At 73.0% G+C, this 14,270-nt stretch carries 13 protein-coding genes and 1 pseudogene; 4 read left to right on the plus strand and 10 right to left on the minus strand.

Features of this window, described 5'->3' with window-relative positions; translation table 11 throughout:
- The first annotated feature begins 51 nt into the window (after window positions 1-51).
- The 3 genes from IEJ02_RS31110 to ybaK are packed head-to-tail and all read left to right on the plus strand — an operon-like array spanning window position 52 to window position 2,958.
- Window positions 52-1,647: an oxidoreductase gene (locus IEJ02_RS31110; RefSeq protein ID WP_191067871.1), complete on the plus strand. Its 1,596-nt coding sequence runs from the start codon at window positions 52-54 to the stop codon at window positions 1,645-1,647.
- 55 nt (window positions 1,648-1,702) lie between these two features.
- Complete coding sequence (locus IEJ02_RS31115; protein WP_191067872.1) at window positions 1,703-2,443, plus strand: LON peptidase substrate-binding domain-containing protein; 741 nt, start codon at window positions 1,703-1,705, stop codon at window positions 2,441-2,443.
- An 11-nt stretch (window positions 2,444-2,454) separates the two neighbouring features.
- Complete coding sequence (gene ybaK, locus IEJ02_RS31120; RefSeq protein WP_137977540.1) at window positions 2,455-2,958, plus strand: Cys-tRNA(Pro) deacylase; 504 nt, start codon at window positions 2,455-2,457, stop codon at window positions 2,956-2,958.
- Here the strand turns inward: ybaK and IEJ02_RS31125 are convergent.
- The 6 genes from IEJ02_RS31125 to IEJ02_RS31150 form a co-directional block, all read right to left on the minus strand.
- The gene (locus tag IEJ02_RS31125; protein WP_191067873.1) at window positions 2,841-3,650 is read right to left on the minus strand and encodes a hypothetical protein; all 810 of its coding nucleotides are present in this window, start codon (window positions 3,648-3,650) and stop codon (window positions 2,841-2,843) included. The two genes, ybaK and IEJ02_RS31125, sit on opposite strands and share 118 nt — an antisense overlap.
- Before the next feature lie 73 nt (window positions 3,651-3,723).
- A complete protein-coding gene (locus IEJ02_RS31130) occupies window positions 3,724-4,461 on the minus strand; it encodes an SDR family NAD(P)-dependent oxidoreductase (RefSeq protein ID WP_191067874.1) in 738 nt (245 codons plus the stop codon).
- A gap of 13 nt (window positions 4,462-4,474) precedes the next feature.
- Window positions 4,475-5,254 (minus strand): SDR family NAD(P)-dependent oxidoreductase, encoded by a 780-nt coding sequence (locus tag IEJ02_RS31135; protein WP_191067875.1) that lies wholly within the window; start codon window positions 5,252-5,254, stop codon window positions 4,475-4,477.
- Window positions 5,255-5,276: 22 nt separating this feature from the next.
- Window positions 5,277-6,605, minus strand: coding sequence for an MFS transporter (locus IEJ02_RS31140; protein ID WP_191067876.1), 1,329 nt, complete (start codon window positions 6,603-6,605; stop codon window positions 5,277-5,279).
- Window positions 6,606-6,851: 246 nt separating this feature from the next.
- Window positions 6,852-7,730, minus strand: a complete 879-nt coding sequence (locus tag IEJ02_RS31145) for a polysaccharide deacetylase family protein (protein WP_191067877.1) — start codon at window positions 7,728-7,730, stop codon at window positions 6,852-6,854.
- Window positions 7,723-8,727 carry an asparaginase gene (locus IEJ02_RS31150; RefSeq protein WP_191067878.1) on the minus strand — a complete coding sequence of 335 codons (1,005 nt, stop codon included), beginning with the start codon at window positions 8,725-8,727 and terminating at the stop codon, window positions 7,723-7,725. Before IEJ02_RS31150 ends, IEJ02_RS31145 begins: the two co-directional genes overlap by 8 nt.
- A gap of 190 nt (window positions 8,728-8,917) precedes the next feature.
- Between IEJ02_RS31150 and IEJ02_RS31155 the strand changes: the two genes are divergently transcribed.
- Window positions 8,918-9,943 carry a LacI family DNA-binding transcriptional regulator gene (locus IEJ02_RS31155; protein WP_191067879.1) on the plus strand — a complete coding sequence of 342 codons (1,026 nt, stop codon included), beginning with the start codon at window positions 8,918-8,920 and terminating at the stop codon, window positions 9,941-9,943.
- 172 nt (window positions 9,944-10,115) lie between these two features.
- On the opposite strand, the gene IEJ02_RS31160 is transcribed toward IEJ02_RS31155, so the two are convergent.
- From IEJ02_RS31160 to IEJ02_RS31175, 4 genes and pseudogenes are all read right to left on the minus strand, one after another.
- Window positions 10,116-10,871 (minus strand): SLC41A family transporter, encoded by a 756-nt coding sequence (locus IEJ02_RS31160; protein WP_317985967.1) that lies wholly within the window; start codon window positions 10,869-10,871, stop codon window positions 10,116-10,118.
- A gap of 59 nt (window positions 10,872-10,930) precedes the next feature.
- Complete coding sequence (locus tag IEJ02_RS31165; protein ID WP_191067880.1) at window positions 10,931-11,857, minus strand: ABC transporter permease; 927 nt, start codon at window positions 11,855-11,857, stop codon at window positions 10,931-10,933.
- Between the two features lie 78 nt (window positions 11,858-11,935).
- A complete protein-coding gene (locus tag IEJ02_RS31170; RefSeq protein ID WP_137977549.1) occupies window positions 11,936-12,976 on the minus strand; it encodes an ABC transporter ATP-binding protein in 1,041 nt (346 codons plus the stop codon).
- Between the two features lie 727 nt (window positions 12,977-13,703).
- Window positions 13,704-14,270: pseudogene (locus IEJ02_RS31175) on the minus strand (NYN domain-containing protein); the annotation flags it as partial.

A 14,270-nucleotide genomic window follows, 5' to 3' on the forward strand; every position in this document is an offset into this window, starting at 1 on the left:
GCGGGAATGTGCTCCGTACGGGGACACGGAGAATCAGGAGGGGACACGGCTGTGACCGAGCCGCACGATGGCGACCCACCCCCGGGCCTCGATCTGACCACCGCCGAATGGGGCATGTGGCAGGCGTTCCGCAACGGCAGCACCCATGACCTGCGCACCTCCCATCCCCAGCGGAACGACCCCTCAGGACCGTACGCCTGGGGCCCGGAGCGCAGTGTCCGCGCGCGTGTCGTGGCCCTCCTGCTGCTGGACGGGCCGCCCGCGCAGCCGGGCCGGGTCTCGGCGCTCAAGCTCAACGGGGTGCACATCACCGGCACGCTCGATCTGGCCGGCGGAAACATCGAGCCCTATGTGGAGCTCAAGAACTGCCGCTTCGAGCGGGAGGTGCTGGTCCCCGAGGCGCAGTTCACCACCCTGCGCCTGGTGGGCTGCTCCCTCCCCCGGCTGGAGGCGGCCCGGCTGCGCACCGAGGGCGATCTGCATCTGCCGCGCTGTGTGGTCGAGCACGGGATCCGGCTCACCGACGCCCATATCGGCACCGATTTACTGCTCAACCAGCTCATCGTGCGCCGCGACCGCCGGGGCATGTCGATCAGCGCCGACGGGCTGACCGTCGCCCAGGACTTCCAGGCCGACATGATCGAGTCGTACGGCGAGCTGAGCCTGCGGGGGGCGCAGATCGGCGTGTCGCTCAGCCTGCGCGGCAGCCGGCTGCGCAACCCTTACGGCCGCCGCGCGCTCAACGCGCCGCAGCTGACCGTGGAGCGCAGCCTGTACCTCACCGCGGGCGGGGTGAGCACGTACTCCAGCGGCTCCACCCCGCCGTACGGCACCGCCTCCACCCCCACCCGCGGCACCCGGATCCAGCGCTTCGAGTGCGAGGGCGGGATCCGGCTGGACGACGGGCGGATCGGCGACGCCATCGACTTCGACCAGGCCCGCTTCATCATGGAGAACGACCAGGAGCTGTCGCTGCGCCGGGTCCAGACGCCCGAGCTGCGCTTCCTCGGGGAGCGGCCGCAGCGCGGACGGGTGATCCTCTCCGGCGCCCGGGTGGTCAACCTCGTCGACAAGTCGGTGAGCTGGCCGGGGCCCGGCGGGCTGACCATGGCCGGGTTCAGCTATGAGTGCCTGATCCCGCGCGGCCACTTCCCGCTGGCCCGGCGGCTGGAGTGGGTGGCCGCCGCCACGCCCGAGTACGCGCCCGAGCCGTACGAGATGCTGGCCAACACCATGCGGGCCAGCGGCGAGGACGCCGACGCGCGTGAGGTGCAGCTCGCCAAGCAGCGGCGCCGCCGGGAGACGCTGCCGCTCGCCGGGAAGGTGTGGGGCTATCTCCAGGACTGGACGGTGGCCTACGGCTACCGCCCGGGCCGGGCGGCGGTGTGGATGGCGGTGCTGTGGGCGGTCGGCTCGGTGTTCTTCGCCCACAACCGGCCGGAGGCGCTGAAGCCGGACGAAGCGCCGAACTGGAACGCCTCGCTGTACACGCTCGATCTGCTGATCCCGGTCATCGACCTGGGCATGGACGGCTACTGGAAGCCCGACGGCGCCGTCCAATGGGCCTCCATCATCATGATCCTCCTGGGCTGGGTGCTGGCCACCGCGGTCGCCGCCGGAGCGTCCCGGCTGCTGCGGCGCCAGTGACGGCTGCTCCGGCACCAGTGAAAGGGGACGCGCGGGGCCATTAGGCTTACGCCCCGTGACCTCCGCGCGCCTTCCGCTCTTCCCGCTGAACACGGTGCTGTTCCCGGGGCTCGTCATGCCCCTGAACGTCTTCGAGCAGCGGTATCGCTCCCTGATGCGCGATCTGTCGGCGCTCCCCGAGGACGCGCCGCGCCGGTTCGGGGTGATCGCGATCAGGGACGGCCACGAGGTCGCGCCGAGCGCGGTCGGCCTCCCGGACTCCCTCGCGCTGCCGGACCCCGGCCCCACGGCCGGGTTCGGCCCCGACCCCGCCAAGTCCTTCTACTCCGTGGGGTGCGTGGCGGACGCGGCCACCATCCGGGAGCAGGAGGACGGCACCTTCGAGGTGCTGGCCACCGGCACCACCCGCTTCGAGCTGGTCTCCGTGGACTCCTCGGGTTCGTATCTGACGGCCGAGGTCAAGGAGCTGGAGGAGGAGCAGGGCGAGGGCGCCGGGGCGCTGGCCTCGGGGGTCGTACGGGCCTTCCGCCTGTACCAGAAGCGGCTCGCGGGCGCCCGGGAGCGCACCCTGGCGGCCGAGCAGGACCTGCCGGGCGAGCCGTCCGTCCTCTCCTACCTGGTGGCGGCCGCGGCCGTGCTGGACACGCCCGCGAAGCAGCGGCTGCTCCAGGCGCCGGACACCGCGAGCCGGCTGGCCGACGAGCTGAAACTCCTTCGCGCCGAGAGCGCGGTCATCGGTAAGCTCCCGTCGCTCCCGGCCGTCGATCTGACCCGCGGGCCCACCAGCCCCAACTGACGCGGACGAACATGCCCAAGAAGACCAGGAAGAACTCGGCGGGCACCCCCGCCACCACCGCCCTGACCGCCGCGGGCACGGAGTTCACCGTGCACTCCTACGAGCACGACCCGGCGGCCCCGTCCTACGGCGAGGAGGCCGCCCAGGCGCTCGGCGTCGCGCCGGAGCGGGTCTTCAAGACCCTCGTCGCGAGCGTCGATGACCGCCTTACGGTCGCCATCGTGCCGGTCTCGGCCACGCTCGACCTCAAGGCGCTCGCCTCAGCGGTGGGCGGCAAACGGGCCACGATGGCGGATCCGGCCCTGGCCGAGCGCACCACGGGCTATGTGCGGGGCGGGATCTCCCCGCTCGGCCAGCGCAAGCGCCTCCCCACGGCGCTGGACGCGTCGGCGTCCGGCTACGAGACGATCTGCGTCTCGGCAGGCCGCCGCGGGCTGGAGGTCGAGCTCTCGCCCAAGGACCTGGCGTCGCTGACCGACGCGGTGGTGGCACCGATCGCGCGCTCCGGCAGATAGCGGGTCCGGGCCCGGACCACCTGCCCGTCGCGGATCTCCACGTCGTACTCGGCGGCGGGCCCGAGCGGGCCCCGGGCGGCGAGCGCGTCGCCGTCCAGCCGCCCGCTCTGCCGGGCCCACTCCAGCCGGACCATGGTGTCGGCCGCCTGGGCGCAGGGGTCCGGACCTCCGGGCGGCGGCCACAGAGCGGGCACCGGGCGGGCCCAGGCCTCGGCCACCCCCTCCACCCGCTCCAGATAGCGGCGCGGGGACCAGCGCGGCGAGGCGAGGGCGGCCAGGACGGCGCGGGCCGTGGCCGCGCAGTCCACCACCGCCGCCTCCCCGGGGCCGCCCAGCGCGGCGTCGGCGTGGCGGGCCCCGCCCGGGGCGACGCGCAGCACGACTCCCGCGCGCCGGTCCTCCTCCGCCGGTACGGACAGCGGCCCGGACGGCCGCGCGGGGTCGCGGGGCGCCGGTTCGGCTCCCGGTGCCCAGCGCCGTACGGCGGCCACCAGCGCGCCCAGCCCTTCGCAGGCCGTGGCCGCCCCGGTGGGCCCGGTCACCAGCCAGCCCCCGCTTCCGGCCACCACCCGCACCCCTGGCCGGTCCACCGCGCGCGCCGCGGCGAGGCCCACCGCCCGCCGGGCCGCGACCCCGGCGGTCCAGGGCCGCGCCCAGTCGAACGCGCCACGCTCACCGCACGCCCCGCACATCGCACACCTCCTTCCCTTGGCCGGCGTCTCCGTGGCCGGTAGCTCCTTGGGCCGCGTCACCGGCCGTGGGGCGCTAGGGCATCACGTCGCCGCTGTTGGGGCCGAGGGTCTGGCCGACGTACAGATTGCCTCCGGGGTCGCTGGCGAGCAGGACGGCGGTCGGGGCGACCTCCTCGGGCCGGCCGAACCGCCCCAGCGGCAGTTCGGCCTGTTTGGCCGCCTTCCACTCCGGGGTGATCCCGGCGACCATCGGGGTGTCGATCGGCCCCGGCGCGATGGCGTTCACCAGGACGCCCCGCTCCGCGACCTCCAGCGCCAGCGACTTGGTCAGGCCGATGACCCCGGCCTTGGCGGCCGCGTAGTGGGCCAGCGACCGGCCGCCCTTGATGCCGAGCTGCGAGGCGATGTTGATGACCCGCCCCCAGCCCCGTTCGGCCATCTGGGGCACGGCATAGCGGCAGCAGAGGAAGACGCCCGTCAGATCGACCGCCAGGGTCTCGGACCACACCTGGGGGTCCATCTCCATCAGCGGCGCCTCGGTGAGGATGCCTGCCGCGTTGACCAGGATGTCGATCCCGCCGAACTCCCCGACCGCCGCCGCCATCACCGCCTCCACGGCGGCCGGGTCGCTCACGTCCACGGCCGTGTGTCCCGCCGCACCGCACCGCGCGGCGACCGCCTTCGCCCGCTCCGCGTCGCGGTCGGCCACCACCACCCGGGCCCCTTCGGCCGTGTACGCCTCGGCGACGGCGCGGCCGATGCCGCTGGCCCCGCCGGTGATGAACGCGGTCCGTCCGTCCAGCGCACCCATCAGCGCTCCCTCCTCATACCGGCATCCGCACGGTGAGCCCGCCGTCGACGGTCAGGCTCTGGCCCGTGATGTACGAGGCGTCGTCCGAGGTCAGATAGGCGATCGCGGAGGCGACCTCCTCCGGCCGCCCGACCCGTCCCCAGGGGATGGACCCGGCGGCGCGGGAAAGCCCCTCGGGGCCGAGGGAGTTGACCGGATCGGAGGACTGCGGGGTTTCGATGAGCCCCGGGACGACGGAGTTGACCCGGATGGCCCGTGGGGCGAGTTCGACCGCGAGGCTCCGGCACAGCCCGAGCACCCCGGCCTTCGCGGCGGCGTAGTGGGCGTGGTCGTCCCACCCGTAGACCCCGCCCGCGATGGAGGACACCGCCACCATCGCGCCCGGTCCGTCCATCCGCCGCGCCGCGGAGCGCAGGGTGCGCAGCACTCCGGTCAGGTCGACCGAGAGCATGTCCTCCCAGGCGGCGTCGGTGAGTTCGTCGAGCGCGGCCCGGCGCAGCACCCCGGCGCCCGCCACGGCGATGTCCAGGCGGCCGAAGACGTCGAGGGCGTGTTCGGCGAACGATTCGACCTGCGCGGGGTCGCGCACATCGACCTCGTACCGCGCGCACTCCCCGCCCGCCGCCTTCACCAGGCGCTCGGTCTCGGTGGGGTCATGGGGGTCGCCGGGGTAGCTGCCGATGACGGTGCGCACCCCGCGGCGGGCGTACTCCACCGCGAGCGCGCGGCCGATGCCGCTGGCCGCACCGGTGATGACGGCGACCCGATGGTCCGACTGGTCTGTCCTTAGCACTGTTGTCGTTCTCCCGGTGAGTTCAGGCTTCGAGGGTGTCGACCCGGCGGGCGGCGAACATCACGAAGCCGGACAGGAAGGTGCCGACCGCTCCCACGAGCAGCGCCGTCTGGTTCCAGTGGGCGCCGGAGGCGAGCATCGCGGTGGCGATGGCGCCGGCGGCGATGGCCCCGGGCTGGCTGAACGCGTTGATGAACGAGGTGCCGGTGGCCCGGCACTGGGTGTCGTAGCACTCACCCATGTAGAAGAGCATCGCCGCGTACGGGCCGATCAGGAAGAACATGCCCAGGGAGTAGAACAGCACCACGGGGACGGTGCCGTGGGCGACGGTCAGCATGAGGGCGAAGAGGACGCCCGAGAGGATCCAGCCACAGGCGATCACATTGCGGCGTCCGAAGCGGTCGCCGGCCCAGCCGTGGAAGAGGTATCCGGCGAAGCCGACGGCGTTGATGACGATGAAGAGCAGCAGCGAGTTGGCGAAGCTGACGCCCTTGGCCCTGGTGAGCACCGTGGTGCCCAGGACGCTGAAGATCTGGATGCCGAACCAGTTGGCCAGCCAGGCGAAGCTGAGCACCAGGGTGTTGCGCCGGGCGCGGCCGCGGAAGATCTCCAGCAGTGGTGCGGAGGGCGTCTCGTCCACGCCGTACTCCGCGGCGAGCCGTCGTGCCTCTTCCTCGTCGCCGGACCGGCGCAGCTCGCGCAGGCGCCGCTGGAGTTCGAACTGCGGGGTCTCCGGCAGTCCGCGGCGCAGCAGGGCGATGACGATGGCCGGGAAGGTGGCCAGCAGGAAGCAGCCGCGCCAGCCGACGAGCGGGAGGAACACGGCGACGAAGGCCGCGGCCACCAGGGTGCCGATCGGCCAGCCGGACTGCACCAGGCTGTAGATGAAGCCGCGGCGCTTCTTGATCGCCTCGTCCTCGGTGACGGCGTAGATCTCGTTCAGATAGGTGGTGTTGACCGCCTGTTCGGACAGTCCGAGCCCGCCCAGGGACCGGACGCCGACCAGGTAGGAGGCGTTGATGGTGCCCGCCGAAGCGGCGGACGCCAGGGCGGTGCCCGAGACGGTGAGGATCATGCCCTTACGGCGGCCGAGCCGGTCGACGAGCGGGCCGACGCCGAGGACGACGACGGCCGTTCCGACCGATATCAGGGTGGAGACCAGGGCCGCTCGCTCCTCGCTCCATCCGAAGCGGCTGGAGATCTCCGGCAGGAGGGTGCCGAACAAGATGTAGTCGTATACGGCGAACACCCAGGCGCAGAACGCGATGGCCGTCGCCTTTCTGGTGGGACGTACGCCGATGCGCGGAAGTCTGCGGGCGGGGGCGAGCGGGCCGGAGGAGACTGTGGTCATGACAGGTGCCCCTTGTCGGAAGCGGGGGATCGCCGCGCCGTCGCGGCGAAGGGGAGAAGGGGAGGGTGACGTGCTTCGGCCGGGGGTGGGGCCGGGGCCGGGCGGCAAAATGACCTGTCGTCCGGGGGGGAGGGAGGCGCGCCACGGCGCGGGGTGCCGCGCTCGGGGGGACCGGGATGGAGGGGTGCTTCGGGGGTCAGGCCCTGGGGAGCTTCGGGGGTCTGGCCCTGGGGGGAGCTTCGGGTGTCAGGCCCTGGGGAAGCGGGCCTTGAAGTCGGTGGCGATCTCGTCGAAGGTCGACCAGCGCACGCCCTCGTGACCGCTGATGTACTCGATGAGCCGCTCCAGCATGAGCAGCGTCTGGGGCCTGCCCGAGACATCGGGGTGGATTGTCATGGTAAAGGCCGCATAGTCCATTTCGCGATAGACCCAGTCGAACTGATCACGCCAGGTCTGCTCCAGGTCGCGCGGGCTGACGAAGCCATGACTGTTCGCGCTGGCCTTGACGAACATCATGGGCGGCAGGTCGTCGAGGTACCAGTTGGCCGGGATCTCGACCAGCCCGGTCTCCTCGCCGCGCACCAGCGGTTTCATCCACTCCTCGGCCGGACGCGAGTAGTCGATCTTCGTCCAGCTGTCGCCCACCCGGACGTAGTAGGGGTGGAAGTCGTTGTGCATCAGCGAGTGGTCATAAGCGATGCCGCGCTCGATCAGCAGCTCGTTGGTCACCGGTGAGAACTCCCACCAGGGGGCGACATAGCCGGTCGGGCGGCGCCCGGAGACCTTCTCGATCAGCTCGATGCTCCGGTCCAGGATCGCGCTCTCCTGGGCCCGGGTCATCGCGATCGGGTTCTCGTGCGAGTAGCCGTGGGCGCCGATCTCATGGCCCGCGTCGACCACCTGGCGGGTCTGGTCGGGGAAGGTCTCCAGGGAGTGGCCGGGGATGAACCAGGTGGTGCGCAGCTCCTTCCGCTCGAAGAGGCGCAGCAGGCGCGGCACCCCGACCTCCCCGGCGAACAGGCCACGGGAGATGTCACAGGGCGAGTCCTCGCCGCCGTAGGAGCCCAGCCAGCCCGCCACCGCGTCGACGTCGACCCCGAACGCCACAAAGATCTCTTTAGCCATGGGTGGTCCTTTCCAGTGAGTTGTTGAGTTCGGCCCGCACGCGCCGTGGATCGCCGTAGGCGCCGAGCAGGGCGATGAGCAGGACCCGCGCCTGGGAAGGGCGCAGGGTGCCGGTGGGTACGGCGCCCGCCCGCAGCAGGTCCGCGCCGCCGCCGTTTCCGTAGAGCGCGGCCACGGGGCCCGCGTGCACCCGGGTGGACAGGGCGACGACCACGCCGGACGCGGTGAGCCGGGCGACCTCCTCGGCGACCTCGGGGTTGGCGTTGCCCGCCCCGGTGGCCTCCAGCACCACCCCTCGGGCGCCCGCGTCGGTCACCGCGCGCAGCGCCCGGACATCGCATCCGGGGTAGCAGGCCACGATGTCGACACGGGTCGCGTCGGGGCGGAAGGTGCCGGGATCGAGCGGCTTGGAGCGCACCGGCACCGCCGAGATCTTCACCTCGCCGTCGCCCACCCGCCCGAGCGGACCGCCGTCGGGCGCGGTGAACGCCGCGGGCGCGGTGGTGTGCGCCTTGCGGGTCCCCCGCGCGGGGTAGACCTGCCCGTCGAAGCAGACCAGCACCCCCAGATCGCGTGCCACGGCGGCGTCGGCCACCGCGATCGCGTCCGCCAGATTGCGCGGGCCGTCGCTGTCCGGGGCGTCCGCCGGGCGCATCGCGCCGGTGAACACCACGGGCCGCGGATCGCCGTGGAAGAGATCCACCAGGTACGCGGTCTCCTCCAGGCTGTCGGTGCCGTGGGTGACGACGACCCCGCTCACGCCGTCGTCCGCCAGTGCCTCGCGGACGGCAGCGGCGACGCCGTACATATCGGCCGGGGTCAGCAGATAGCTGCCGAGGCAGAACACATCCCTCGCCTCGACCGCCACCCCAGGGGGCGGGGGCCAGGGGAGCCGCTCCAGCAGGGCGTCCGCGGGATCGGCGGCGAGCCTGGTGCCATGGGCGTCCCGGCGCGTGGCAATGGTCCCGCCCGTCGACAGTACGACGATTCTGCGCACCCTGCCTCCTCATCCACGGCGCGAAAGCGCGCTTTTGTGACTCAATTTCGCGCCCAAACGTTTGGGCCAATCGTTTGGGTAGGATGTGGGTGGCCGACAGCGGGTGTCAAGGGGTCCGCTGTTAACATCGCGTTGAGCGTGCCGCCCCGAGGTCCGGACGCGGCAGCGGGACATCCGGAGGCCGAGCCGAGTGGGCACCAAGAGAGCACGACCGGTCACCCTGCGCACCATCGCCGATGAGCTCGGTCTGCATGTCTCCACCGTTTCGCGGGTGTTGCACGCCAAACCGGACGAGAGCCTGCGCGCCGCCTCGACCACCACGGTCGAGCGCATCCGCCGCCTCGCCGACGAGCTCGGCTACCAGCCCAACCCCCATGCGACCAGCCTGCGCACCCGGCGCAGCAATCTGGTGGGCGTCCTGGTGCCCCGGCTGTCCGACATCGTGCTCGCCACGATCTACGAGGGCATCGAGGAAGCGGCCGCCGAACACGGCCTCTCCACCTTCGTCGCCAACACCGGCGACCAACCCGAAGCCCAGCGCACCCGCACCAATATGGTCATCGGGCGGCGCGTCGACGGCATGATCTTCGGCGACGCCTATGTGGACGGGCGGTTCCTCGACGAGGTGGCCGAACGGGGAATCCCCTTCGTCCTGGTCAGCCGCACCGCCGGCGCCCATCCCTCGGTGACCTGCGACGACTATCTCGGCGGCCGGCTGGTGGCCGAGCATCTGCTGGAGCTGGGCCACCGCGATGTCGCCGTCGTCGCGGGCGAGCCGTACGCCAGCACCGGTATCGACCGCACCGCCGGCCTGGTGGACCGCTACCGCGAGGCGGGGCTGCCCGTCCCTGCGGACCGCATCGCCCACTCACGCTTCGACGTCCCCGGCGGCCACGCCGCGACGGCGCGGCTGCTGGACACCCCGAACCCGCCGACGGCCGTCTTCGCGGTGAACGACTTCGCGGCCATCGGCGCCATAGGCGCCCTCCGCAACCAGGGACTGCGGGCAGGGGCCGATGTGGCCGTCGTGGGCTTCAACGACACGCCCCTGGCGGCGGAGCTGCCGGTGCCGCTGACGACGGTGCGCTCGCCCATGCTCGACATGGGGCGCGAGGGGTTGCGGCTGCTGCTGCGCCTGCTGGAGGGCGAGCCGGTGGAGTCACGGCGCCTTCGCCCCGAACTCATCGTCCGCGCCTCCAGCACCCCCTCCCCCTGACCCCGGGGCTCCGGCCACGGAGTCAGGGGAAGGGGCCTCGCTACGGGGCGACCACGACTGCCTGGGCGACCACGACTGACAGGGCGACCATGACCGACTGGGCGACCACGGCTGACGGGGCGACCATGGCTGACGGGCCGCTGGGGTGGCTACTTGGGCCGCTGGGGTGGGGCTACTTGGCGCCGCGCCACTGCTCCACCGAGTCCGGCTCCGGGTCCCGGGGGCCGAACAGCCCGGTCAGCACCAGGTGGATCACCATCGCCGCCACCGACCACGACAGCAGCGCGCCCTTGGCGCCCAGCTTGAGCGGTCCGTCGAAGGTGACGCCCTTACCGGCCTCCTTGGCATGTGCCACGACGTCCGAGGTGGGCCCCAGCCATACGCCCAGCCGCCAGGCGATCACCGAGGCGAGCACCCCGCCGATCGCCAGCCCGATGACCAGCGCGATACCGCCGTGGCGGAAGATCAGGAAGACGATGATGGCCGAGACGGCCCCGAAGGCGAGACCGAGCAGCGTGAACATCCCGTCCGCGCCGACCGCGTCCTCCCCTTCCGAGTTCTTCAGATAGACGGCGGACCCGTCCGAGACCAGGGGAACCTTCGGCGCCAACCACAGCCACAGCAGCCCGAGGAGCACCCCGGAGACCGCCACCGCGATGGCGACCAGCGACGCCTGCACCAGTTCGGCACGCAACTCGGGCCCGGGCTCGGAGTGCTCGGAGAACTCGGTGTGCTCGGCGTGCTCAGCGCGCTCGGAGTGCTCGGCGTGGTCCGGATGCCCGGAAGCCTGCCCCGGGTGCGCGGGATACCCGGTGGGGTACGGCACGGCGGAGTCCCCGGCAGGAGGCTGCTCGTGGGACGGCGGCCGGCCCTCGGCGGGCTCGTCGTGCGGCGAGTGCTGATCATGCGGCGTCAACGGTGCGGTCACCCCGTCATCGTGCCAGTCGGACGGCGTACTTCGGTCGGCGGGCCGTTCGCCGCGGCGCGTCACCGCACCGCCGCCCGCCGATAGGCCCAGGTCGCGGCGGCGAGGGACACCACGGCCACCCCGGCGCACACCCCGAGGTCGGCGCAGACCACCCACCAGTCGGGCTGCCCGTCGAAGGACCGGGCCAGGGCCTCCACACCGTACGTCGACGGCAGCAGATCGCGCGCGTACGACACCACCTGCGGCATCCGGGCCGCGGGCAGCACGCCGAGCAGCAGCGCGGCGGACATCCCCAACTGGCCGCACAGCGTGGCGAGTTCCTGGCGCGGGGCGAGCAGCCCCAGGGCGGCGCCGAGTCCGGCGAGGGCGGCGCCGGACAGGGGGATCACGGCGAGGAGGATCCACAGGTTCGTCATGGGCAGCTGGAAGAGCACACTGCCCATCACCGCGGTGACGGCGGTCCCGGGCACGGTGAAGGAGGCGTACGCGGCGGCCGCCCCGAGCACCACGGCCGAGGGCGGCACCGGCAGGGTCGCGTAGTGGTCAAGACCGCCGCTGGCCCGCAGCTGGCCGAAGTACTGCGCGAGCAGGTTGAGCGCCACGAAGGCGACGACCAGCACGCTCGACCCGGCCACCACCGACCGCGCCTCGCTTCCGCCGTCCACCACCCCGCGCATCAGGATCATGATCCCGATGGACTGGAAGGTGGCGACGAAGAGCAGCGGGATCCGGGCCACCCGGGCCCGTGAGAGCTGGGCGCGGTAGACCGCGACGAGCGCGGGGAAGAGCCGCGCCCGGGCCGCCAGCGGCGCGGGCACGTCACCGGCCTCACCGGCGTCACCAGACGCACCCGAGGTACCGGCGTCACCGGACGCCCCCGAGGTACCGGAAACACCGGACGCACCGGGCAGCCCAGCAGACGCGCCGGACACACCAGGCACACCGGTGGCCCCGGACACACCGGACACGGCGGGCATGACACTCACGTTGTGCTGCTCCTCTTCGCCTCTTACGGCTCGAATACGGTCACGGTCACCGACGCGTTCACCGGCTCGCCCCGGCGGTCACGCCTTCACCAGGCCCTCCGCGCCCTCGGCACGGCCCCCCAGGGCGATGTACACATCCTCCAGGCTCGGCGTGGCAAGGGTGAAATCGTCCAGCGCGGCGAAGGCGGGGCCGCCGGTCACGGTGGCGATGGCGGCGCGCGCGTCATCCGGTGGCAGCCGGAGCGTCCAGCGCCGCCCGGAGGCGTCGGCGGCGGCCCGGGCCGCCTCGGCGGCCTTCCACAGCGCGGCGACCTCGGGCACGTCCAGTGGCGGCTCGGTGCGCCACACCAGCTCCAGCCGCACCTCGTCGGCCACCAGCGCCTTGAGCCCGGCGGGCGTGTCGCAGGCGATGACCCGGCCGCGGTCCAGCACGGCGACCCGGTCCAGCACCGTCTCCGCCTCGATCACATTGTGGGTGACCAGCACCACCGTCACCCCCCGCTCGGCCCGCCGCCGGTCCACGGCCGCCCATACGGCGCGCCGGGCGACCGGGTCCATCCCGCTGGTGGGCTCGTCCAGCACCAGCAGCGGGCGCTCCCCCACCAGCGCGGCGGCGACGCAGGCCAGCCGCCGCTGGCCCCCGGAGAGCTTCTTCAGCGGGCGCCCGGCGACCTCCCCGAGCCCCAGCTCCTCGATCACCGCGTCCCGCTCGGCACGGGCCGCGCGGGTCTCCAGGCCGCGCAGCCGCGCGGTGGTCTCGGCGGCGAGGGAGACGGTCAGCTCGTCCAGCGCGGTCGAGTCCTGGCCGAGATAGCCCAGCAGCCGGGCGGCGCGCTCGGGGTGGCGTACGAGATCGTGGCCGAGCACCCGCACCCGGCCCTCGTCGGGCCGCAGCAGGCCAGTGAGCTGCCGTACGAGGGTGGACTTGCCTGCGCCGTTGGGCCCGAGCAGCCCGAAGACCTCGCCGCGCACCACATCGAGGTCGATGCCGTCGCTGGCCCGGACGGCGGGCGTGGCGGGCGCCCCGCGCCGGCCGCGCGCCGCGGGATAGGTCTTGACCAGGCCGCGCACGGTGCACACCACATCGCCACTCGTCGCCTGTTTCGTGCCCGTCCTCACGAGCTATGAGGGTACGCGCCCAAACACCCGCTCCCGCCTTCGGGGCCCTCGGGGCACTTGGTTCGATGTGCGGCTCCGCCGCGCGGCAGGGGCTCCACCCCTGGACCCCGAGGCCCCGGTCGGGACCCCACCACGCGGCGGAGCCGCATATGGACGCTACGGAAAGGGACGAAGCCCCGACCCGGGGGCTAAGCGGGTCGGAGGAAGGCCGCTCTGGTTCGGCAGCGCCCCGAAGGGGCGCGGGGCTGTGTCGATGTGCGGCTCCGCCGCGCGGGCGCGACCAGCCACGACGGCGCCGCAGACGGCCGACGACACATCGCAGCACTTCCAGCGGAGCGCTTAGGCCGGAACCCCAGTTTCGGGGTTTGAGGCGGAGCCCCGGTTTCGGGGGCTGAGGCAGAACCCAGACCCAGGGGCTGAGGCAGAACCCCGGACCGAGGGCTGAGGCAGAACCCAGACCCAGGGACTGAGGCAGAACCCCGGACCGAGGGCTGAGGCAGAACCCAGACCCGGGGACTGAGGCAGAACCCCGGACCGAGGGCTGAGGCGGAGCCCCGGGCCGGGGGCTGAGGCAGAGCCCAGACCCGGGACCTGAGGCGGAACCCCGGACCGAGGGCTAAGGCAGAACCCAGACCCGGGGGCTGGGGCGGAGCCCCAGTTTCGGGGGCTGGGGCGGAGCCCCGGTTTCGGGAAGGGGCGGGGAGGGGAGCAGCCCGCCGCAGGCGTCCTAGCCGCCTGCCTGGGCGTGCTCCGCCGCCGAGCGGAGGTCGATCTCGCGCCAGAAGCCCGCCCGGATCGCATAGCGGTCGTGCTCGTCGATCTGGTCGTCCTTGTGGGCCAGCAGCCCGAAGCGGGCCGCGTAACGCAGCAGTTCACCGTCGATGCGGTGCGGAATGCGGGGGTACTCCGTGGAGAGCTGCTGGAGGTGCGCGGGATCGGCGAGCCGATCCGTCCAGCGGCGGGCGAAGACCTGGCCGACCTCGAACGGGTCGCCACTGACCGCGGTGATGTCCTCCTCACGGTCGGCCCAGCGCTGCTCGGCGCTGGTGAGCTGGGCCAGCATCGGCAGGTTGGCGGTCTCCGGCGGCTCCCCCATCCCGGCGCCTGGACCCCGGTCGATCCAGCCCTTGTCGGAGGACCAGCGCAGCGTGGCGCCGGCCGGCTGCCGGTCCGCCTGGCCGCCGGGCCCGGCCGGGCCGCGGCCCAGATCGGCGAGGTCCTTGGGGGTGGGCACCCCCTTGGCCGCGGCCCCTGCCGCGGCGTCCGCGCCCGCCCCGGCGGCCGCGGTGGCGGG

The organism is Streptomyces sp. 5-10 (genome assembly GCF_014712245.1).
In the GTDB taxonomy this organism is placed as follows: domain Bacteria; phylum Actinomycetota; class Actinomycetes; order Streptomycetales; family Streptomycetaceae; genus Streptomyces; species Streptomyces violaceusniger.

Bases quoted from the DNA above. Each gene is read 5' to 3' on its own strand.
- ybaK (WP_137977540.1), top strand. From the start codon at position 2,455: ATGCCCAAGAAGACCAGGAAGAACTCGGCGGGCACCCCCGCCACCACC.
- IEJ02_RS31125 (WP_191067873.1), bottom strand. From the start codon at position 3,650: ATGTGCGGGGCGTGCGGTGAGCGTGGCGCGTTCGACTGGGCGCGGCCC.
- IEJ02_RS31130 (WP_191067874.1), bottom strand. From the start codon at position 4,461: ATGGGTGCGCTGGACGGACGGACCGCGTTCATCACCGGCGGGGCCAGC.
- IEJ02_RS31140 (WP_191067876.1), bottom strand. From the start codon at position 6,605: ATGACCACAGTCTCCTCCGGCCCGCTCGCCCCCGCCCGCAGACTTCCG.
- IEJ02_RS31145 (WP_191067877.1), bottom strand. From the start codon at position 7,730: ATGGCTAAAGAGATCTTTGTGGCGTTCGGGGTCGACGTCGACGCGGTG.